The organism is Peribacillus sp. B-H-3 (assembly GCF_048572925.1).
GTDB lineage: Bacteria > Bacillota > Bacilli > Bacillales > DSM-1321 > Peribacillus.
The window spans coordinates 1,765,404-1,787,409 of sequence record NZ_CP183879.1 but is presented as its reverse complement, the minus strand read 5'-3'; the positions used below and the strand labels follow the sequence as shown (position 1 = coordinate 1,787,409).

Here is a 22,006-nt window from a genome sequence, read left to right as displayed (position 1 = left end):
AAAATATTCACAAAAAGGTCCGGCTAACACGCCGGACCTTTTCCTTACCGCTTATACGATGATTGTTTCATGGTTCCTTGCAAAAACTCCTTCACATACGCGAAATCTGTGTAAAATAACAAAAGCAGATCACCTGGCACCGATATCTCCCAGGCTTTCTTGAATGCCTCAAGCTCTTTCGGGACAATGAGAGTCTGATTTTCATCCATACTGCATTCCAGGGCAGTTTCCTTTAGGATTGACGCCACTTCAAAAGGCTTTCTTCCTCTCAGGTCATCATCTTCTTTAATGATAAAAATATCCGAATGATCCGCTGTGATTTTTGCCATTTTTTTCAAATCTTCATCTTTCCTGTCTCCAGGCCCCGCAATTACTGATATGACACGCTTTTTATCAAATACGGCAATCGTATCAAAAATGGCTTTTAACCCTGCGGTATTATGGGCATAATCCACAAGAACTTTCCTGCCTCTGATTTCCTGATAATTAAATCTCCCTTTGGATAAGACAGAATCAGGAATAAACGATTTAGCCTTTTTTCTTAATTCCTCCAAAGAAATCCCTTGCGAATGAGCTGCTGCAAGCGCCTGCAGAACATTAGAAATATTGTGCTTGGCCGAACCATTGATTGTTATTGGAATATCCCGGCAATCCAGGAACATGTTTAATTCGTTGCCATCATGATAAACCACCCAGGAGTCATGATTTAAGAACCAGGCTTTTTTTCCGTTTTTGATGGCGTTTTGAATATAGCGGCTATGCTCCTGAATCGAAGTATAAATGACTTCTCCTTTGGAGTATGGAGCCATTGTTGCAACCTGTTCATCATCAGCATTTAATATACAGTAGCCTTCTTCATGGACTACCTCAGGAATAAGCCTTTTAAGCTTTACGAGCTGTTCAAATGTATCTATTGCGTCGCTCCCTAAATGATCTTCTGCCACATTGGTCACAATCCCTACTTCACAATCCCTAAAAGCCAGCCCTTCACGAAGTATGCCTCCTCTTGCTGTTTCAAGGACTGCAAAATCGGCCATGGGATGATTAAGAACCTGTCTTGCACTGATAGGTCCGCTGCAATCTCCTTGATGAAGGCACTGCTGACCGATAAAAACGCCATCAGAATTGGCCATTCCCACTGCTATGCCTTCTTTGGAAAGAAAGTGATGGACGAGGCGGGCGGTAGTCGTTTTTCCATTTGTTCCCGTTATTGAGATAATGGGAATGGCAGCTTCCCTTCTGTCTGAAAACAGATAGTCAACGATTGTTTTGCCAACGTCCCTCATTTTCCCCTCAGAGGGATATAGATGCATCCGTATTCCAGGTGCTGCATTGATTTCAATAATTGCCATTTCGTTTATATTCACCGGTTTAGAGATGTCCTTGCAAATTAAATCAATTCCGGCTATGTCAAGACCGATAGCTTTCGCTGCAGATATAGCCATTTTAGCTATTGAAGGGTGCACCTGCTCGGTGACATCACTCGCTCTCCCCCCTGTAGAAAGATTGGCATTTCCTGCAACTGCAATGATCTTGCCCTTTTCCGGTATGCTTTCCACTGTCAAATCGAATTTCTCAAGATAACAGGAGACCGAATGATTAAGCGGGATTTTTGACATAGGTTTTTCATGTCCATCTCCTCTAAGCGGGTTCAGGTTTTCTTCCTCAATTAAATTGCGGATGGAGTCTTTTCCATTGCCGATGATAAATGGAGCCGTACGCATGCTGGCAGCAGCAAGCTTATCATCAACAACCAGCAGACGATAATCATTGCCTTCAAAATATCGTTCTAAAATATAGGTATCTTCATGCTTGTCCAGGCAGTTCACCACATTAAAAAGTTCATCCTTATTTTTTATATTTGTAATGACTCCCTGCCCCTGTCTTCCATTTAAAGGCTTGATGACCAAAGGAAAACCAAGTCTGTCTGCAGTATGAAATATTTCGCTCATAGAAGCGACAACTTCTCCGTGCGGAACTGGAATCCCGCATGCCTTTATGGTTTCTTTTGTCAGCTGCTTATTGCAGGAAGTTTCAACTGCTATGTTTGAGGTTTGGCTGCTAATGGTGGCTTGCATGAATTTCTGCTTGGAGCCTGTGCCCAATCTAAGCATACTTTCCGTGCCGACTCTCTGAACGGGTATTTTAGCAGCAAGTGCTGCTTCGTAGATTGCCTCTGTACTCGGCCCAAGCTTATTTTTATAAAAAAGGGCTGCTGTCTTTTCTATATAGCCATTAACCGGGATATTTTTTTCATTCGCAAGTATGCTTTTAATGATTTCAACGGCTGCTTCAAAGGCAAATAATCCTGATTTCTCTTCCTTATAGCTATAAGTAATATAGTAAATGCCAGGTTGGTCCCCTGTCAGTGTTTTGCCTCTTTTAACATCAATGCCTGCAGAAACCTGTATTTCAATAGCCATGTGTTCAAGAATATGCCCCATCCATGTGCCTTTTGCAAGCCTCTCTGCAAACCCTCCTTCGTATCCCGGAGAGCAAGTGTGCTTCTTCAGGCCCGGAAGCAGCTTCAGCAGGGTTTCTGTAAAACCAGGGATAGAATCAGAAGGCCGGTATTCCAGCTCTTCAATATCACATTCGATGAAAATTGAAGGTGAATAGGTAAAATAATTTGGCCCCTTCAAGTATTTTACACAGTTGATCTTCATTCTTTTATCCCCTTTTGGTGTATTAGCTTTCTTTTTATCAAATCGAATTGAAATCCCTTTGTTAACGCAGTTACTTGAAATTGAGAAACGGTCAGTTCTTCGCTGCCGTTTTCAGAGATATTGACGTCTATAAAATCACTGTTAATTCCATCCATCACCAGTACCTGATGCTGGCCGAATACTTCAAATTTTTCTTTATCAATTAAAATGGCCGTGTTTTCATCGATGCCAATCCCTATGGTATCTTTGTTTTGGGCAATAGCACTTAATAAACGGTCAAATCTCCCTCTTTGAGAAAAATGCTGATCAATGAGAATGGTGTCCAGGAAACCGAACCCTTCCCCAAGCTTTACCTTCAATTTATTGTCTGTTAATTTCATATCCGCAGAGAGAATCATTTGTTTTGCCATAATGCTGGCCCCTGCTGATGTCCCGGCAAGCACCATGCCCCTTCTCCAGTTGTCTGTTAGAGATTGATGAAGTTTTGTTCCTCCAATCAAGTCAGTTAAACGGCTTTGGTCGCCCCCGGAAATAAAAACGGCTGACATAGACGAAATTAGATCGGCAATCATTTTATCCTCTGCTTGTTCCCTGGATTCCACGTGAATAACTTCTATTTTTTCGGCTCCTAATTTTTTAAAGGTTTTAATGTATTCTTCACTAACCTCTACTGGAATTTTGCTTGCTGTTGGCAGGATGCCTACTTTGCCATCTTTTCCACCAGCTAATTCAATGAATTTTGTTAAAATTTCTGCGTCAGAACATTTTTCTTCGGCCCCGCCGATAATTAGTAATTCTCCAACATTCATTTTTGATTGCTCACCTTTGCTTTTGGAATTGTTAGAAATCCTGGATTGCCTTTTCAGCAAAAGACACAAGATTAAAAATGCATACTTTGTAGTATGCAAAAATTGTCAGGCTTTCATTCATATAAAATTATTTTTGCATCAGCAAATGTCATTTCCCCAACTTTGGGGGTACTTGTAGCGCTGATTAATCTGTGTCCGAAAGATTATGAAGTGCGCTGAAAACTAGCTGGTTAATAATAAAGGCGCTTTTCTTAAAGATTTTTATTTCTCAATGAGTTCTCTGAGCCGATCCCTTGTTAAATTGGAGCGGAAATCAGCCGTCTTGTTCCCTAGCAGTAAAGTTTACGAAAACAGCCATAATAAAAGAAGGTTTAGACTTTTTCTTTTAGAGGAAAAGTAACACTATGTTACTAAAGAGGAGTGGTAAAATGGATCAGCAGGAATTAAAGGAGAAAATCTTAAAAATTCTTGAAGAAAATAAAGTTGGAGTACTATCTTCTATACAAAATGACCGGCCTCACGCGAGATATATGACGTTTTTTAATGACGGCACTACTCTTTATACCGCTACAAACGGTGAAACAGAAAAAGTGAATGAAATTGAAAGCAACCCGTATGTGCATGTTTTGCTTGGATATGATGGTGAAGGTTTTGGGGATTCGTATGTTGAAGTCAGCGGCACTTCCCAAGTAAAGGATTCTCCTGAATTGAAAAAGCAAATGTGGAATGACCATCTCAAACCATGGTTTGACGGTCCGGAAGATCCAAATTATGTAATACTTGAAATTATTCCAGACAGCATTCTGCTTATGAACAACAAAGGCGAAGGCCCAAAAAAGCTTGAATTATAACAGCCAGGATAATTTTAAGGAGGATGTTTTATGGAAGAAAATAAGAAAAAAGATAATGATTCAATAGAACAGGAAAAGAAAAAGGAAAACGGGCAGGATATCGATCCCCAAAGAGATACTGATAAACCAAAGCATTAATAGTCAAAACAAAAGCGGCACCCTGAAAAGGGGCCGCTTTTGCTATGGAGTTACGCAAGCGGGGAATGCAAATAATGGTAAAGCAGCCCTGCAGTATGGATTAATGCTTTAATATGTGTTCTTTCAAACGCGTGGGAGGCATCAATGCCAGGTCCGATAAGGCCATGGACAACATCATGGCCCGCACTAATGGCAGCTGAGGCATCTGATCCATAATAAGGATAAATATCCACTCTGTAATCCACTTCATTCGCTTTTGCAAGTGAAACTAAATGCTGCCTCAATCTATAATTGTAAGGACCAGACGAATCCTTGGCACAGATTGAAACGCTGTACTCATCGGTGGTTTGCCCTTCTCCGATTGCCCCCATGTCTACCGCAAGGTATTCTATTGTCTCACCAGGGATATTCGAGTTTCCTCCATAGCCGATTTCTTCATTATTAGAAATTAAGAAATGTGTGGTATACGGCAATGCGGCTCCTTCTTTATTAATTACATCTATTAAATGCATCAGGATGCCGACACTAGCTTTATCATCTAAGTGCCTGGATTTCAAAAAGCCATGATCCGTTTCTTCAACACGGGGATCAAAGGAAACAAAATCTCCTACAGATATCCCAAGTTTCTCTGTTTCATCCTTGGTTTTGACATTTGCATCAATCCGGACTTCAATGGTCTTATCATCCCTTTTTGCATCTCCAGCATTTTTATAAACATGAACCGATGTCTGATCAATCAGTATAGTTCCAGTGAAAATCCTGCCGTCTGCTGTATGGATGCTGCAGTACTCTCCTTCCACTGAATTCCAGCGGAAACCGCCGATCATAGTCAGCCTTAAACGGCCATTTCCTTTAATTTCTTTAACCATGGCACCCAGCGTATCTACGTGGGCTGTTAAAAGTCTGTGCTTGCTGTCATCTTGCCCTTTAATGCTCGCAAGCAAGGCACCCTTATTCGTAATCTGTGCGGGTATGCCCTTTTCTTGCATGAATGAAGCAACATGTGAAATGGCAGCTTCCGTATACCCGGATGGACTTGGAATTTCAACTAAATCTTTTATGTATGAAACAATATCTTTTTCATTAATTAGCCCGGTCAGCTTAATCTCCCCCTAATACTTTGAATATTTCTATTATATATCTCTTTTTCAATTTTTAAAAAGAGAAAAATCATGCTCCCTTCTTATTTAAGGCAAGAATCATAATGCTAAGCGAAAATAATAACTGAGATGCTTTTGAACCTAAAAAGGCTCCATCCTCGCCTGAGGATGGAGCTCTCTTCACTGTCTGCTAAAAAAGATAAACCATAAAAGGAAGAGCAATCATGATAGCGGAAGGTATTGCATAAAGCAAGCCGTTTTCCAGGTTCGCTTTACTGCTCCAACGATGCTTCCATTTAGTGTATATAGGGTTTCGCTTTTGATACCATTCTCCATAACTCATGTTTTTTTACTCCTTTTTAGGATCACTTCAGATCAGCTGATTCTGGCATGCTTATTAAGCAGTTCTTTCATCATTTCCAAAAAAGAAATTCTCTTTTCATCTGGATAGGCCACTATATCAGCCAGGATTTCATGTTCATAAGGGGAAAGAGTTCTGCCAAGGCCTTCGGTAAACATCCTTTCAAGCTCTCTCTTTGTCTCATTCGGATTAATGATTTCCATTTATATCTACTCCTTCAAGGAACATTTATCTATATATATCCGCTATTTACCAAAATGAAACGTTTACAATCCTTATGAATAAGCTCTCCCTGCTGGCTAAACCGCTTATGACTAAAATGATTACTTTACAAGGAAAAAGGCGGCCAGGTTAGATAACCTGCCGCCCTTTTATGGAACTATTATTTTTCCGGTGATTCAGAAGTTACAGATACATCATACCAGTCATCCACTTCGCCGCCGAGCATTTTAGCACCTTTAACACGCTTGTTAAAGCCAGCTAAAGTATAGCGGAACAATGTTGGAATTACTGGAGCTTCTTCATCGATAAGCTCCTGCCATTTGTTATAAACATCTGTACGGTAACTTTCGTCAAATGCTTTTGGCGAGATGCCCTCTTTTAACAGCTTATCGTTTTCATCATTAACCCAGCGAGTATAGTTGAACGGCGCTTCTTTTGCCCAGATTCCTGATGGATCTGGATCCGAGCCGGTGCCCCATGCAGCTGAGTAGATGTCCACTTTTGGATCATCCTTTTTCAGCTTATCATAGAAAGAGTTGAATTCATGAAGGCGTCCGTCAAGAAGCTGAACATTCAGGCCAACATCCTTCCAGGATTGGATATAGAATTTTGCCAATGGCTCGGAAATGTCGCTTCCGCTCATAGATGCAAAATTCAGCTTGAATTCCTTGCCATTCGGATCCTCACGGAAGCCGTCCTTGTTTGTATCCTTGTAGCCTGCTTCATCAAGAAGCTTTTTCGCTTTATCTTTGTTATATGTGAAGCCTTTTACATCTTTGTCATAATATTTCGGGAAGGAAGGAGGCACAACCGTTGTTGCAGGGAACCGAAGCCCTTTAAACAATTTCTCCCCAACCGTCTTATTATCAAGTGCAAAGCCCATTGCCTGGCGAAGGCGCTTGTCCTTGAATTTATTATTAGGATCCATCACATTGACGCCTTTTTTCGCATCATAATGGCCCATTTTGAATCCAATGTAAGAATAAGCCAAATCTACCGTTCCTAGGATTTCAACATTTTTAAGTTTTTTAGCTTGATCATACTGTTCAACTGGAAGCTGGCCGACAGCATCAAGGTCGCCTTTTTGAAGAGAAGCAGTTGCAATCTGCGGATTTACCACCCTGAGGACAACGCCCTTCATTTTCGGCTTGCCTTTCCAGTAATCATTGTTGGCCTCAAATGTTACAGACTCTCCCTGCACGATGCTTTTCACTTTGTATGGTCCAAATCCAATCGGCTTTTTGCGGATCTGATCAGAAGAAACAATTTTATCAACAGGAATTCCTGCTAAGTACTTTTTCGGCAGCGGAGTTGCCCATAAACCTGTCAGCATGGAAGCATTAGCCTCCGTAAAAGTAATGGAAATGGTATGAGGATCCGTAATTTTTATTCCTGAAATTTTCTTCGCTTTTCCTGCATGATAGGCTGCCATTCCTTCAACCATGCTCATTTGAGTATCATAGCGGGCTCCGGCATATTTCGGGCTGCCGATTACTTCATAAGCGTATTCAAGATCTTCAGCTGTTACAGGATCTCCATTATGCCATTTTACATTATCCTTGATTTTTAATGTAATAGTTTTGTTATCATTCGATAGCTTATAGGTTGCTGCTCCTGACTGATCATAAATAAAGTTATCGTCATATCCAAGCAGGCTTTCATCGAAGAATTTCAATACTTCCCAGTCTGGCTGCCCTTCATAAAATGCTCTGTTTAAGATCCCTTCAAAAGGGGTATCTGAAACAAGTCCATAATTGAAAATACCTTCTGAAACATCTGCTTTAGTATTGGATGATTTAGTTTTGAATGCCGAAGTATCGACTTTTGCATTTTCTTTTCCGTTTGTCTTTGAATCGCCGCCTGATGAACAAGCTGACAGCAGAAGTGCAGATACTGCCATGGCGCTTAATACTTTACTGTAAGTTTTTAATTTCATTGTGATTCACTCCCCTTTAATTAACCTCTTCTTTGTCTTGCATCAGCTGAGCGCTTAAGCGCTTCGCCAATAAAATTTATACTCAACATAAGCACTAATATAATGCCTGATGCAGGTACCCAGATCCACCATTTATTTTCCAGAACATCCGGATTTGTTGCATATGCCACCAGTGTTCCAAGGCTCGGCGTGCTTTCCGGAAGACCGAAGCCCAGGAATGTCAGGCCCGATTCAATGCCTATATTGCCAGCTAAATTAAGTGTAAAGTTCACGATAATAAGAGAACTGACGTTAGGCAGAATTTGAAACAGGATAATTTTCCAGTTCGGCGTGCCAAGTGTCTGGGAGGCATGAACATAATCCAATTCCCTTTCTGCCAGTACCTTCGAACGGATCAGCCTTGCTTTTCCTGTCCAGTAAAAAGCAGAAATAGTTAAGATAAACGCAAAAATACTGAATTTTGGGATAATCGTTACGATAACGATAACGAGCATTAAAAACGGAAGGATGATAATAAAATCAATGACCCTCATAATGATTCCGTCAATAATTCCGCCAAAATAGCCTGCAATCAATCCTACAGCAAGACCCACAATAGCTGTTATGGTCGTAATGCAAAGGCTGATTGTAAAGGAGTTCCTTGTACCTATAATAAGCTGTCCAAAGATATCCCTGCCGCCATAATCTGTGCCAAGCAAATGCTCAGCAGACGGAGGCATATAAATGGACAGGAAATCCACTTTGACTATTTTATTAACATCCATAACAATAGAAGTGCCATATACAGCAATCAGGATGAGGCCTAGAATGATTATGGAGGCTATAGCAAGCTTGTCTCTTTTTAATTCCCTGAGTATGACCCTGAAGCCTGAGGGACTCTTTTCTTTAACAATTACAGGTTTTGCTGATTCAACTTTCATCTCCATGTATATTCACCTTCTTCCTATTCAATGCGTATTCGCGGATCAACCGCACTTAATATAATGTCTGAAAGAAGAGTGCCAAGCAGTGTGGCAAAGCTAGTCATGATAACCAGAGCATTAACTACGCTAAAGTCACGCAGCAGAACCGACTTAACAAATAACTGTCCAATACCAGGATAGCCAAAGATAGATTCTACGAAAATGGAGCCGACAACTATACCAGTAATCTCGTATCCCATAAAAGCAGCAATAGGAAGCAGCGAGTTTCTTAAAATATGGCGGTTGTACACTTTCGAATTAGGAATCCCTTTTGAACGTGCAGTTCTTACAAAGTCCTTAATCTTCGTGTCAATAATTTCATTTCTTAAATATTGTACAGTGGTCACTGTAGCAATGAGTGCACCGCTTAGCGTCGGCAAAATCAGATGATACACTTTGCTCATAAAGTAGCCAAAGGTTCCAGGTACAGCCTGTGGATCCACCGTTCCGCCAGTCGGAAACCATTCTAGTTTAAACCCAAACACAAACAATACGATTAATGCGAAAATGAATATCGGTGTTGCATAGCCTATATAGTTATAACCGGTAATCAGCTTATCGACCCACGAATCATTGTGCCTTCCGCTCAGAATGCCAAGCGGAATTGCAATGAGATATGTAAGTATAAGTGTAGCGATGCCAAGATAGATTGTATTCCATATCCGGTCGCCTATGACATCAAGCACAGGGGTTTTATGCGTATAGGATACTCCCCAGTCGCCATGCGAAATATTTTTGATCCAATGAACATACTGAACTGGTACAGGATCATCAAGTCCCATTTGCTTTCGGATTTCTTCTATTCTCTTGGCATCTGCCTTCGGATCCATTTGCTTTCCTGTCAGGGCATCTCCCGGCATAGCTTTAGCCATTAGGAATATAATAATGCTCAAAATAAACAGCTGAGGAATCATGATCAATAATCGTCTTAAAATAAACTTCCACATGTCTTCTTCGCCCCCTATGGTAATGCCACTCTATGTGTGCTGGAAATAGATTTTAAGTCATAGGCCCTGCCATTATCATCAAAATAGGAGGAATATGAGCGTTTAAATTCTTCATTAACTGTTTGCCTCATAAGTGCCCTTTTCTCGCGTACCTCCGGCTGAATTTCAGGAATTGCAGCAATCAGCCTCTGAGTGTATATATGCTGAGGGTTTTCATATATTTCCTGGCTGGTTCCTTCTTCTACCAGACGGCCGCGGTACATGACTCCCATCCTGTCACACATATGCCTGATTACCCCCAGGTCATGGCCGACAAAAAGATACGTTAAGTTAAATTCTTTCTGCAGATCCTGAAGAAAATTCAGCACTTGGGCCTGTACAGATACATCCAGCGCAGAAACAGGTTCATCTGCAATAATAAGCTTTGGCTTCAGGGATAAAGACCGGGCAATCCCAATCCTCTGTCTTTGCCCGCCGGAAAATTCATGAGGATATTTATAGATGGATTCCGGATTCAGCCCTACTTTGTCCAGGAAACTCTGGACAACCTTTTTTTCTTCACCTGGAGACATTCTCTCAAAATTCCGAAGAGGTTCAGCGATTATATCCAGAACTCTTTTTTTAGGGTTCAAAGAAGAGTAAGGATCCTGGAAGATCATTTGTATATCTTTTCGGAAAGGCTTGATTTCCCTTCGGTTCAACTTTGCCAAATCCTTGCCGTCAAACAGAATTTGTCCTGAAGTCACTTTTTCGAGCTTCACAATTGCTTTGCCTGTTGTAGACTTACCGCTTCCGGATTCACCGACCAATCCGTATGTTTCCCCTTGCTGCAGTTCAAAGGATACACCATCAACGGCCCTTACATAGTCAACAACTCTCCTGAAAAAGCCCCCTTTTATCGGAAAGTGAACTTTTAAATCATTTACTTTGAGTAAGGTCATGTGCTATCTCTTCTCCTTCTTCACCCTGAAAATGAAAATGTTTATAGCAAGTGCAGCGTACCCAGTGATCTTTATCCACCTCGTGCAGCTGAGGAGATTCTTCATGAGCATAATCAGGAATCCATGAAATTCTTTCTTTAAACCGGCAGCCTTTCCGGTCCATATTTGCAAGTGATGGAACAATGCCATCAATCACATGCAAACGGTCTTTATTCGTTGTGGCAGAAGGAATAGAGTTCAAAAGGGAGCGTGTATATGGATGAAGGGGCTTATTGAAAATATCATTCACTGAACCAGTTTCAACCACCTGGCCGGCATACATGACGACAATCCTGTCTGCAACTTCAGCAACAACGCTTAAATCATGTGTGATTAGAATGATTCCCATCTGTGTTTTCTCCTGGATGGACTTCAGCAAATCCAGAATTTGTGCCTGAATGGTTACATCAAGGGCCGTTGTTGGCTCATCAGCAATAACCAAGGCCGGGCTGCATGCAATTGCAATGGAAATCATCGCACGCTGCCTCATCCCGCCGGAAAGCTCATGAGGGTACTGTTTATACGTACGCTCTGGATAGGGAATGCCCACTTGTGCCAGCAGCTCAAGAGTCCTTCCTTTCTTCTGCTCCTTCGTCAAATCGGTATGAAAATCCAGGTTCTCCTCTATCTGCTTGCCGATCGTCATCAGAGGATTAAGAGCTGTAAGCGGCTCCTGGAAAATCATCCCGAGATCCTTCCCCCTGATTTTATTCATGTGCGATTCATTCAATGGAATAATATTGGTTTCTTTATATTTAATAGCTCCGTCAAATTTGGTGCGTTTTTGATTATGAAGCTTCATTATGGATAGTGCCAATGCACTTTTTCCACAGCCTGACTCTCCTACTACAGCCACAATTTCATTTTCATAAACTGTAAATGAAACTCCGTCTACAGCAGCGTGATAATCATCACCAATTTGGAACGATGTTGTTAGGTTTTCTAGCTGAAGAATTGGTTTTCCCATTGAAGTCCCCCCTAACTTTTACTTTTTTAATAAAATAATAAATTTTCTGATAATTAATCTGAGTGTAAACAATTTTTAATAAATATTCAATAGTTTTATAAAAAAATTAGAAAATTATCAATATTCTATATATAATAGATATAATTACCATATATATAGATAATTAATGTATTGAAATAGGATTCCAAAATTGATCCGACAGCGAAATGCTTGTTACGGCAGTTTTCTGATAAAATTAAATATTCAGATATTATATTGCGGTAAAATCTTTTTATTTTCTTTTTCCAGTCACTTTTTCAAATAATATTATTTGAATAAACATAAATTTAGTTGCCGCTAGGAATATATTAACTTACTTTTTACAAATATTGCAATACTTTAATAAATCTTTCAATTCAATTAATTTGTAAAAACTCTAATTTTTTTTAATTCCATTCTTATTTTTCTTATATTCAGAATATGATTCTAATAACAACTCGCCACTTCACCATCCTTTTTCTCATCTCAAAAAAACCAAAAAATCAACAGATAAAGGATAAATTCAGATTAACTCTGTGCATTTTTCATAAGGCTGTTTTCGTAAACTTGCTGCTATGGAACAAGGGGGCTGATTTAACACTGGGTTCATCTCACAGAACTCATTAAAAAACAACAATTTATAAGAAAAGAGCTCTACATAAATAGCAGGCCCGGAACCCCGGGCCTGCTTTCACAGTGTTTCTTTGAATATTTGTAAAAACAATTGATTTCTTTTCTGCTGTTCTTCTTTGGAGGAAAGGTCATACTTTTTCAATAAATGAAATACCTCATTAAGCTGTTCCTGGCCAGATTCCATTGCAGTAAACTGCTTAAGCCCGTTTAAAACATCTTCTGGCAAAAATTTTCGCTGCTGTTCAATTTTTAGATATATATCTGCTTCACTATGATTCATTTTGCATTCGCTCATTTTAATTTCCCTCCATACAAATTTATTCCTTCAATACTGAAATAAGATTAGTCCAAAAATGATAAAAATGAAACTTATCTGCATTTGTTTCGTATTAATAAATAGTACTGTTAAAGCTCTATGCTGAGCAGAGCTTAATAGATATAATTCTTTTTCGAGGTGAAATCATGTATACACAGACTGCTCCTAATTATATGCCATCCGTGCTACGCTCTTTTGCATTATCACTGGCCGTTTCCGTTATTGGAATGGCAGCGGGGATGTACATTCCGCAGGCGCTGTTTCTCCCTCTTGCCCTTCTTGAAGCGGCCATGCTAATCGGCGCCTTTATTATGAGGAAGAAAAAATCCATAGGTTATACTTTCCTTTATCTGTTCACTTTTATCTCTGGCATTACAACCTATCCGATTATTGCCTATTATATTGCTGAATCTGGAGCTAATGTGGTATTAATGGCCGGAGTTACTGCTACTGCGGTTTTTGGAGGATTGGCACTTTATGCTTCAGCCACTAAACGTGACCTTTCTTTTCTCGGCGGATTTTTATTTGCTGCCCTTCTTGCTTTAGTGGTACTGGGCATTTTCAATATTTTTTCTCCACTTAGCTCAATGGCCATGCTGGTCTATTCTTTTATTGGAATATTAGTATTCAGCGGTTATGTTTTATTTGATATCAACAGAATGAAACACTACGGAGTAAGTGCCGAAGAAGTGCCGCTGATGGCTTTGAATCTGTATCTGGATTTCATTAATCTCTTCATAAATATCCTTCGTTTCTTTGGGATCCTCTCAAACGACGATTAAGGGACAGCTTGAATAGTTTCACTGAACATTAAACATGCAAAAAACACGAAAAAACCAGCTTTCGGGGAAGCTGGTTTTTTTGTGTTTACCAGGGCAGGTCCACGCCAAACGTGCTTGCAATATCCTGGGTATCTTTTCTTCTGTTTTTTCGCAGTTCAGCACGCGATTTGGCTGTCTGATAGAGGCTTTTCTCCATTTCTGTCTGCGGAACAACTTTTGGAACAGGTTGCGGCTTGCCGTCTTTATCAATCGCAACGAATGTTAGAAACGACATTGCACAAAGATTCCGTTCTCCAGAAAGCAGATCTTCAGCCACAACCTTTACGACAATTTCCATGGAAGACCTTCCTGTGTAAGTGACAAAGGATTCAAGACAAACGGCATTTCCTTCAAGAATAGGATGCATAAAATCCACGGAATCTGTAGATGCTGTAACAACAGAATTCCTGGCATGGCGCATTGCAGAAATTGCCGCCACATCATCTATGTAAGCCATTAATTTGCCTCCGAACATTGTCCCGATGTTATTTGTATCAGGGGGAAGCACCATACTGGTTTTAATCACCAGTGAATCACGGCAATACTTGATTTCTTCCATATTTTCGATCTCCTTTTTCAACGTGAATTTTTCTTTATTTACATTATACTAAAGTAATTTACCTATGCCAAATAAAGGCTAATATAACTCTATTTTCACCTTATTGGTAAAATTTATTTAAAAATCATTTTCTTAGTATATTTTATAAACCTTCAATTTTTCTCTCCAAATAATCGCCAGGCTTTTCTTACAAGGCTGTTTTCAAAAACTTTGCTGCTATGGAACGAGGGGGTGATTCCCGTTCCAGGATGCTCGCTTTCCACGTGGCGGGCGGTGAGCCAGCAGGAGTCGCGCACCTTACGCTCCAATCAACCCGATTTTACATTAGGATCGACCCACAGAACTCATTAAAAACCAACAATCCCTAAGAGAAGAGCCTATTATAAACAATCTAATAGATTCTTGATTTGGTTTCTTCTATTTGCTGAAGATGGCGCTGTTCATGAAGGCCGACAAACCGTGTCCATTGTTTTAAGCTTAAGTCTCCAAAAAGCGGGTGCCTGAATGATTTTTGGTTCAAATCTTCTTCACTGGCGGTTCCTGTCACTTTAATAAACTCCATTCTTGATTGTTCAAGCTTCTTTTTCATTTCATCCAGAGAAATATCGGCATCCTCAGGAATGACAAAAGGAGGAGCATCCACTTTTGTTGAACGGTCTGTTGTCATTTCTATCTGTTTAGGGGAAACTTCCTTTTTCTCATTGCCTGCAAGTGAAACTGCAAACGACTTGGTTACAGACCGTTCCATCAAGTATAAATGCTCAAGAATCTGCATAATGCTCCATCCTCCGCCTTCTGGCACTGCATTCAATTTTGACAGCGGTAAATTTTCAACACTTTCCAAAACCGATTTTCTGATAGCATCATTTTCGTTCATTTATATCTCCTCCATTTGCAGCTTTTTTAAAATACACAGCTTTAAACAAAACTGACATGCTATAGCGGCTTGCTCAGCAAAATACTTCCCTTAGGCGTCTGGCTTTTTTCATCCGGTTCAAGCGTGATGGCAATGGTATCCCACTTATGGCTGTTGAATGAATTTAGCTTAAATACGACTCCTCCTTCACCAGATTCGTTTGGCACAAAGGAACCGGCACGATATGGCTTTCCTTTTTCCAAAAGCCAAACCTGATAAACTTCTTTTCCTTTCATTTTATCCAGCTTATCAGCATGCACCACCAATTTTAAACTTTTAACTTTATTCAACCCACCTGATTATAACAGTTTTTATTAGACAGTTTTTTGTAATAGTTTTGCAGATAGCCTATCAAAATTTGACTCAGCCAATATAACGATTTAAATTGAATTTCAGATGCATATAAACAGATATTTCTTTGAAATTTTTTACCGAATAAGAATAAGGAGGGAACAAGTTGGCAGGCCATATTCCTTTTAGCCATAGCGGCCGCAGTGCAGCAAGTGCAGCTCCTTCTAAAGGAAGCATTTGGAGTATGCTCATGCAAATGTTCCGGAGGGTGCAGTCCAAATGGATTTACTTAATCGGCATTGCTCTTAGCATGCTTTCTATATCATGCCTGGAGTTTGTCATTCCGCAGATGACTCAGTACACAATCGACAAACTTATTCCAGGCAAGCAATTTCACCAATTGATCATAATAGCCGTCTCTATACTTGGCGCAGCCATATTGCTCGGTATCTTGAATTACTTTAACACCTATATGGTATCTGTAATTGGCCAGCATGCAATCTTAAATCTGAGAAACCATATGTACCGTCATATACAGACACTTGATATGAAGTTTTTTGATAAAAACAGAACCGGTGACATCATGTCCCGCATCACAAACGACGTTAATATTCTTCAGCAGCTGATATCATCCAGCATGCTTGGGGTATTCACAGATATTGTTACATTCTTCGCCATTGCCGTTTATATGCTTTTTATAAATTGGAAGCTTACGGTTGTTTTATTGCTGACATTTCCGTTCATGATATATTTCACCCGTTCATTTGGAAAGAAAATCAGAAGGTCTTTTCGGACTGTGCAGGATTCGGTTGCAGATGTCAGCAATCAGCTGCAGGATTCCATATCCGGAATAAGGCTGATTCAATCCTTTACAAACGAAGAACATGAGTCAGCGCGCTTTGGAGAAAAAAACAAAGAAAACATGTCAGCAAACCTTAAGTCAGTTCGTCTAAGGGCATTGCTTGGTCCTATCATCGACTTATTTAATAATATCGGACTGATTGCCGTCATTGTAATTGGGGCATGGCAGGTGATGAACGGCCATTTTACAATAGGGTCCATTGTGGCTTTTATGGCCTATTTAAGGCTGCTTCAAAGCCCGGTGCGTAATTTCAGCCGAGTGATAAGCACTGTTCAGCAATCCGCTGCGGCATATGAAAGAATTACAGAGATACTTGAAACCAAACCTGTCATTTTTGATAAAAAACAGGCAATAGAACTTCCGCCGCTTAAAGAAGGCATCGAGTTCAAAAATGTCCATTTTTCTTATGATGAGAATGTTCCTGTTATTAAAAACCTCAATCTTAAGATCCCAAAGGGGCAGCTCACTGCACTTGCTGGTTCCTCAGGTGCCGGAAAATCTACTATTGCCAGTTTACTTGTAAGGTTTTATGATCCCATACAGGGGTGCATTCAAATAGATGGTTATGACCTTAGAGATGTTACTTTAAAATCACTCAGGGGCCAAATAGGGATAGTTTCTCAGGATATCTTTTTGTTCAATGGAACCATCAGAGAAAATATCGCCTATGGAAACATTTCAGCAAGCGACCAGGAAATAATGGATGCAGCAATGGCCGCCAATGCACATGAATTCATTATGGCATTCCCCAAAGGCTATGATTCTCAAGTCGGGGAAAGGGGTGTGAAACTATCTGGAGGGCAAAAACAGAGAATTGCCATCAGCAGGGCCTTATTGAGAAGCCCAGAAATCATTATTTTAGATGAAGCGACCGCCTCTCTTGATACAGAGTCCGAGCATTTAATCCAGGAGGCTTTGTCACACCTTTTGATAAACCGGACAAGCATTGTAATTGCACACAGGCTATCAACGATAAAAATGGCTGACCAAATTATTGTCATTGAAGATGGGCAAGTCGCCGAGTCCGGGACTCACAGCCAATTGCTGGAAGCAGGCGGCAGATACAAAACATTGCATAATCTGCAATTTCCAGAAGACACAAAGAAAGAACAGGGCATATAAGAAAACAATAAATAAATGCCTGGCCCATTGCAGTGACAAGTCGGCATTGCTTCCGGGAGCCAGCTGCTTACACTTTTTTAAACTCCAAAATGCAAACAAGCACATGCCGACATTTGGCATGTGCTTATTATTTATCCTAAAAACGCTGTACTTCAAGGATTTTTTTTGTTATTAAATCGTATCCTTTTTTATTCGGATGAAGAGAATCACTAAAGTATTTACTTTTTTCTATGTGTTTAAAGCAATCATTTGTTGGTACATACTTCATTTTAGTATGTTTATTCGTTTCTGCCAAAATGGAATGGTTCCAGTCATCAATTTGCTTTTCAATTGAATGGTTGGCGGGATACGGGTTATAAAGCCCCAGTACCAATATTGGAGCCTGCTTATTTTCTTTCCTCAATATGCTCAGTATTTGATGTAAATGCTGTATGTATACTGGCTTTTCTTTGCGTATATTGTTCACATGCAAAGGAGAAAGGTCCCCGCCATTGCTGTTCAGTAAATCGTTCGTCCCGATGAAAACAATCATACTTTCTGCTTCTTTTAATTTTGTCCTGATTTTTAAATCATCCAGCTGTTTTAAAACACCATCTGTTTCCTGCCCATATACACCGTAATTCCAAACATGAATATTTTCTTTCGAATTTGTGGAGTTAACCTTGTCCTCAAGCCTGCCTACATATCCTTCTTCCTCCCTGTCTCCATATCCATATGTAAGAGAATCGCCAAATGCCATCAGCACCCGCTCGTTTTTCCCTTTATTAAAAAAATGCACCTGCCATATCAAACATAAAATCGAGAGAAGCAGAAGCCCCCATGCCATTACTTTCATGATAATCTCCTTTTAAGTTTGTCTAAGATGTTTTCATGGTCATATACCCGATTCTCAAAGAAACAACACCGATTAATCACTGAAAAACAAAAACCATTCCTCAAGCTGTTAAATATTAACTGGCACACAAAACAAAAACTCATGTATGATAAAAAAAGCGCAAGCGCCTGTTCAGCCTGCGAAGCAAATAGGGATTTGACCCTCGAAGGCGCTCTTTGCCTTGATAATCATCTTACAAGAATTCATACTTCAGACAACCGATATCGGAACAAAGAAAGGCACGGGAACAATTATGACTAAATCCATTTTTTTTAAAGAAGCTGCATTAGAAGACCTTCCTGCAATTGTTGATATTTACAATTCGACCATAGCTTCCCGCATGGTTACAGCAGATACCTCACCTATATCAGTTGAATCCAGGATTTCCTGGTTCCATGAGCATTCAATGAATAAAAGGCCATTGTTTTTAATTATGTCAGAGCAAGAAATAGCCGGCTGGTTAAGTTTTCAATCCTTTTATGGAAGACCTGCTTATGAAAGTACAGCTGAGCTCAGCATTTATATGGACAGCCGTTTTAGGGGGATGGGCATTGGAAGGCTATGCCTCGAAAAAGCAATAGAAATATCTCCTCAGTTAGGCATTAAAAATCTTCTTGGCTTCATTTTCGGCCATAATCTGCCCAGCCTGAAGCTGTTTTCTAAATTCGGATTTGAACAGTGGGGGCATCTTCCGGGAGTTGCAGTACTGGACGATGAAGAAAGAGATTTAATAATACTCGGAAAAAAAATAGCAGTACCAGCCAAAACGAACATAATTTGACTGGCTTTATTGATTTTGAGCTACCTATTTCTTTTTTGGCATACATATATCATTTCCTTGCTGTCTCCGTTTAAAGGGGTTTTATCCCATGAACCATAGCTGTGGAGGATGGAGAATCCGCTGCTATATAATAAACGCTCCATTTCCTGAGGGAATACATATCTTAAGGAAATGCTGTCTTCTTCTGTTTCTTCAGGAGACTGAACGGTTTTTGCCATGACTCTCTTTGAAGTGGATGTTAATACCTGTGTTTGATGATCATAACTTTCCATGATATGCTCTCTGATTTCCCTGTCATTTTGATCTTTGTAAACAGATATTGAATTTTCCCCGTTCTGCAGTTCAGACATGACAGGAAATCTTGTTCCAAATATAAAAATGCCGTCTTTATCAAGATGCTTTCTAACACGTTTAAGGAGCCTTTCCTGTATGGCATTTGTCAGGAAGTGCTGAAAAGAATTCCCTGTCATGTATATGAAAGGGCTTTTAACAGGAAGTGACAAATCGGTGCAGTTCTGCAGATGCCAGCTAATTACTTGTTGGTTCCTTACTGCCTTTTGCATGGCCCGCTGAAGCATCCCTTCATGTAAATCCACTCCCAATATTGTAAATCCCTCATTTGCCAGCGGAATCGTAATTCTCCCAGTTCCACAGGCTAAATCAATGATCGGCCCCCCTTTTTTCTTTGCCCATTCCAGCAGCAAAGGCAGATCTTTCAGATAACTTCCATATTCCTCATCATATTTTTCTGGGTTTGCATATTTTTCAAAGTTAGTTAAAAAAATCTCCCTGTCTGTATATGAAGCCATCTTTTTCTCCTTTCTGAAGGTGTGCATAGCCGTGTTTATGATTTCGTTCTCTTCCTCCAACTCACGCCCTTTTTTCACAGTTGTTCCTAATCTTTGTTAATTCAACAGCTCTATTACTTGCCTTTTGATTCCGTTCCAAAACAGTGAAGCCGAGGGACGTTCGTCGTGCCTCCTCAAAGATGGGCTCCTGTGGTGTCTCGCCTGCAGCGCTAATCCTCAGTCAGCAGTCAAGCGTCTTCCACTATTTTTCATATAAACCTAGGGTGAAAATCGTATAATAGAATCCAAATAATTAGAAAGAAAGCTAATAGAAACAATAATATAAGCACTTGAGGTGCGTGCCTTCGATTTGGAGTACATAAATAAAGTATTGGGATGATAAATAAACCTATTTCAAGACTGTAAAAGAATAATAAGAATGTTCTGGTTTCTCAGGGTTATAGTATTTTTCTACAGGCAACATAACAGGAACCGCGGTTCCTATAAACCATATTAGGAACAGAAATACCAGCACTATTAATTTCGTTTTATATTTTATGATTATGGCCCTCACTTTTACTTATAAGGCAGCTTAAAATAGTTCGTTAAATTTCAACCAGATTCCTCTAAACTGACGAAAATTAACTAAATATATTCATTTTACTTTATATGTAATTACTGAGTGCTGGAAAATATAAAACAGAATCTATCAAACTACTTAAGTCAGGATTTTGAGATATAATAATTTTCAATTTTAATGGTAGAACTTTTTCCCGCCATTGTTTATAGGCGAAGCTATCTTGATAAATACAAATTAAAGTCCATATCCCGTAACGCTCAAACAGCCCCATGTGAAGTAAAGCTTACAATCCGCGACTTATATCAGTAACGTCTCTTTCATGTAAAAAAATCAAGGACACTGACTAGTCAGCGTCCAGAGTGACTGCTCATATCAAACTAAAAAAGCAGCCATTTGTTTTCAACTAAAGCAACCTTATATTCCTCTTAAAAATTTACTTATAGCCTCCGGATCATTAATAAACAAGGGATGGAATTTCTCAGTTTGATTTTAATTTTTTTATTATTATCCCTTTTCAGCTCTGGCTACTTCTGCTATTGTCGGCAATGCTGTGATTGCTCCTATTTTTGTACAAGTTAGACCACCGACTTTGTTAGCAAAGGAAACCATTTCTTTTAGTTTTGAATAATCATAAAAGAGATTAGAAAGGTTTTCTTCATTTGAAATTTGGTGTAACATTGCACCTGTAAAGGCATCTCCTGCTCCGGTTGAATCAATTGACTTTAAAGGGATACTGGGAATAATGGACTGCTGATTGCCATTTGAAAGAAGCGTCCCATTTTGCCCCAATGTGACTGTAATAACTTTGGCACCTAGTCTATGTAAATAGGATACACCCTCTTTTAAATTATGAACTCCTGTAATAATTTTAAGCTCATCCTCGCTGACTTTTACTAAATCTGCCTTAGAAATGGCCCTTTTAGTTAATTCTACAAAATTCTTTTCTCGGTCTCCCCATAGATTCCCTCTAAAGTTGGGATCAAATGATAAAAATATGCCTTTCTCTCTTGCCATATCTATCATAGTAAAATAGGTTTCTAACGCTGTACCTCCAAGCATGGCAGTTGCAATCCGAAATGTAAAACTTTTGCTGACATTACTTTTTCAAGATTCAATTCATCTAACTTTAATTGTTCATCCGCCCCGCGATAAAAGACAAAATCTCTTTCTCCATTGGCTTCAAGCGAGACGAACGCCATTGTTGTTTTAAGGTGTGCGTCTCTTGAAACCATCGTTGTATCAACTTTCAAATCTTTCATCACTTCAATTAAAAAGGTGCCAAATGGATCATTTCCTACTTTACCAACTAAAGCTGCATTTCCACCTAGTTTTGCAATGGCAGCTGTAACATTTGCCGGAGCACCCCCTGCTTGCTTCATAAAGTTAAAGCCTGCAATTAAATTCACATCGATATCTGTACAAAAGAAATCAATCAGTAACTCCCCCACACAAACGACTAAATTATCTCTTTTCATTTAACATCCTCACTTCCACAATTATATTTCA

The 22,006-nt window shown here is 39.7% G+C and carries 21 protein-coding genes and 1 pseudogene; 5 read left to right on the top strand and 17 right to left on the bottom strand.

The window, feature by feature from the left end; genetic code table 11:
• Nucleotides 1–44 precede the first annotated feature (44 nt).
• A complete protein-coding gene (gene cphA, locus ACN6MY_RS08810) occupies nt 45–2,666 on the bottom strand; it encodes a cyanophycin synthetase (protein WP_419883616.1) in 2,622 nt (873 codons plus the stop codon).
• Entirely contained in the window at nt 2,663–3,475 is an 813-nt protein-coding gene (locus tag ACN6MY_RS08805) for a cyanophycinase (protein WP_419883615.1), read from the bottom strand. Before ACN6MY_RS08805 ends, cphA begins: the two co-directional genes overlap by 4 nt.
• Before the next feature lie 428 nt (nt 3,476–3,903).
• Here ACN6MY_RS08805 and ACN6MY_RS08800 point away from each other — a divergent pair, with 428 nt between their 5' ends.
• Together ACN6MY_RS08800 and ACN6MY_RS08795 are read left to right on the top strand one after the other, a co-directional pair.
• Nucleotides 3,904–4,326, top strand: coding sequence for a pyridoxamine 5'-phosphate oxidase family protein (locus ACN6MY_RS08800; protein WP_419883614.1), 423 nt, complete (start codon nt 3,904–3,906; stop codon nt 4,324–4,326).
• Between the two features lie 30 nt (nt 4,327–4,356).
• Nucleotides 4,357–4,464 (top strand): 3-methyladenine DNA glycosylase, encoded by a 108-nt coding sequence (locus ACN6MY_RS08795; RefSeq protein WP_419883613.1) that lies wholly within the window; start codon nt 4,357–4,359, stop codon nt 4,462–4,464.
• Between the two features lie 50 nt (nt 4,465–4,514).
• On the opposite strand, the gene ACN6MY_RS08790 is transcribed toward ACN6MY_RS08795, so the two are convergent.
• The 9 genes from ACN6MY_RS08790 to ACN6MY_RS08750 all read right to left on the bottom strand — a co-directional run bounded on the left by ACN6MY_RS08790 (nt 4,515) and on the right by ACN6MY_RS08750 (nt 12,885).
• Nucleotides 4,515–5,564 carry a M42 family metallopeptidase gene (locus ACN6MY_RS08790; RefSeq protein ID WP_419884118.1) on the bottom strand — a complete coding sequence of 350 codons (1,050 nt, stop codon included), beginning with the start codon at nt 5,562–5,564 and terminating at the stop codon, nt 4,515–4,517.
• A 190-nt stretch (nt 5,565–5,754) separates the two neighbouring features.
• Nucleotides 5,755–5,907, bottom strand: a complete 153-nt coding sequence (locus ACN6MY_RS08785; protein ID WP_419883612.1) for a hypothetical protein — start codon at nt 5,905–5,907, stop codon at nt 5,755–5,757.
• Between the two features lie 32 nt (nt 5,908–5,939).
• Entirely contained in the window at nt 5,940–6,128 is a 189-nt protein-coding gene (locus tag ACN6MY_RS08780; protein WP_419883611.1) for a hypothetical protein, read from the bottom strand.
• Between the two features lie 179 nt (nt 6,129–6,307).
• Nucleotides 6,308–8,083 carry an oligopeptide ABC transporter substrate-binding protein gene (gene opp4A / locus ACN6MY_RS08775; protein WP_419883610.1) on the bottom strand — a complete coding sequence of 592 codons (1,776 nt, stop codon included), beginning with the start codon at nt 8,081–8,083 and terminating at the stop codon, nt 6,308–6,310.
• A gap of 20 nt (nt 8,084–8,103) precedes the next feature.
• Entirely contained in the window at nt 8,104–9,003 is a 900-nt protein-coding gene (locus ACN6MY_RS08770; RefSeq protein ID WP_419884117.1) for an ABC transporter permease, read from the bottom strand.
• A 23-nt stretch (nt 9,004–9,026) separates the two neighbouring features.
• Entirely contained in the window at nt 9,027–9,992 is a 966-nt protein-coding gene (gene opp4B, locus ACN6MY_RS08765; protein ID WP_419883609.1) for an oligopeptide ABC transporter permease, read from the bottom strand.
• Nucleotides 9,993–10,006: 14 nt separating this feature from the next.
• Nucleotides 10,007–10,933, bottom strand: coding sequence for an ABC transporter ATP-binding protein (locus tag ACN6MY_RS08760; RefSeq protein WP_419883608.1), 927 nt, complete (start codon nt 10,931–10,933; stop codon nt 10,007–10,009).
• Complete coding sequence (locus ACN6MY_RS08755; RefSeq protein ID WP_419883607.1) at nt 10,911–11,939, bottom strand: ABC transporter ATP-binding protein; 1,029 nt, start codon at nt 11,937–11,939, stop codon at nt 10,911–10,913. The genes ACN6MY_RS08760 and ACN6MY_RS08755 overlap by 23 nt, the downstream gene beginning before the upstream one ends.
• 709 nt (nt 11,940–12,648) lie before the next feature.
• Nucleotides 12,649–12,885 carry a hypothetical protein gene (locus tag ACN6MY_RS08750; protein WP_419883606.1) on the bottom strand — a complete coding sequence of 79 codons (237 nt, stop codon included), beginning with the start codon at nt 12,883–12,885 and terminating at the stop codon, nt 12,649–12,651.
• Nucleotides 12,886–13,052: 167 nt separating this feature from the next.
• On the opposite strand from ACN6MY_RS08750, the gene ACN6MY_RS08745 reads away from it, so the two are divergent.
• A complete protein-coding gene (locus ACN6MY_RS08745) occupies nt 13,053–13,688 on the top strand; it encodes a Bax inhibitor-1 family protein (RefSeq protein ID WP_419883605.1) in 636 nt (211 codons plus the stop codon).
• An 85-nt stretch (nt 13,689–13,773) separates the two neighbouring features.
• Here ACN6MY_RS08745 and ACN6MY_RS08740 read toward each other — a convergent pair whose 3' ends face one another.
• The 3 genes from ACN6MY_RS08740 to ACN6MY_RS08730 all read right to left on the bottom strand — a co-directional run bounded on the left by ACN6MY_RS08740 (nt 13,774) and on the right by ACN6MY_RS08730 (nt 15,492).
• The gene (locus ACN6MY_RS08740) at nt 13,774–14,286 is read right to left on the bottom strand and encodes an acyl-CoA thioesterase (RefSeq protein WP_071350378.1); all 513 of its coding nucleotides are present in this window, start codon (nt 14,284–14,286) and stop codon (nt 13,774–13,776) included.
• Between the two features lie 391 nt (nt 14,287–14,677).
• Complete coding sequence (locus ACN6MY_RS08735) at nt 14,678–15,163, bottom strand: DinB family protein (RefSeq protein WP_419883604.1); 486 nt, start codon at nt 15,161–15,163, stop codon at nt 14,678–14,680.
• Nucleotides 15,164–15,222: 59 nt separating this feature from the next.
• On the bottom strand, nt 15,223–15,492 hold the full coding sequence (locus ACN6MY_RS08730) for an anti-sigma factor (protein ID WP_419883603.1): 270 nt from the start codon (nt 15,490–15,492) through the stop codon (nt 15,223–15,225).
• Nucleotides 15,493–15,659: 167 nt separating this feature from the next.
• On the opposite strand from ACN6MY_RS08730, the gene ACN6MY_RS08725 reads away from it, so the two are divergent.
• The gene (locus ACN6MY_RS08725; protein WP_419883602.1) at nt 15,660–17,477 is read left to right on the top strand and encodes an ABC transporter ATP-binding protein; all 1,818 of its coding nucleotides are present in this window, start codon (nt 15,660–15,662) and stop codon (nt 17,475–17,477) included.
• Between the two features lie 136 nt (nt 17,478–17,613).
• On the opposite strand, the gene ACN6MY_RS08720 is transcribed toward ACN6MY_RS08725, so the two are convergent.
• Nucleotides 17,614–18,312 carry a GDSL-type esterase/lipase family protein gene (locus ACN6MY_RS08720; RefSeq protein ID WP_419883601.1) on the bottom strand — a complete coding sequence of 233 codons (699 nt, stop codon included), beginning with the start codon at nt 18,310–18,312 and terminating at the stop codon, nt 17,614–17,616.
• Nucleotides 18,313–18,604: 292 nt separating this feature from the next.
• Here ACN6MY_RS08720 and ACN6MY_RS08715 point away from each other — a divergent pair, with 292 nt between their 5' ends.
• A complete protein-coding gene (locus ACN6MY_RS08715; protein WP_419884116.1) occupies nt 18,605–19,132 on the top strand; it encodes an N-acetyltransferase family protein in 528 nt (175 codons plus the stop codon).
• Nucleotides 19,133–19,152: 20 nt separating this feature from the next.
• Here the strand turns inward: ACN6MY_RS08715 and ACN6MY_RS08710 are convergent, their stop codons facing one another.
• Both ACN6MY_RS08710 and ACN6MY_RS08705 read right to left on the bottom strand, forming a co-directional pair.
• Nucleotides 19,153–19,941, bottom strand: coding sequence for a class I SAM-dependent DNA methyltransferase (locus ACN6MY_RS08710; RefSeq protein ID WP_419883600.1), 789 nt, complete (start codon nt 19,939–19,941; stop codon nt 19,153–19,155).
• Between the two features lie 1,063 nt (nt 19,942–21,004).
• Nucleotides 21,005–21,975, bottom strand: a pseudogene (locus ACN6MY_RS08705) (carbohydrate kinase family protein).
• Nucleotides 21,976–22,006: the final 31 nt, after the last annotated feature.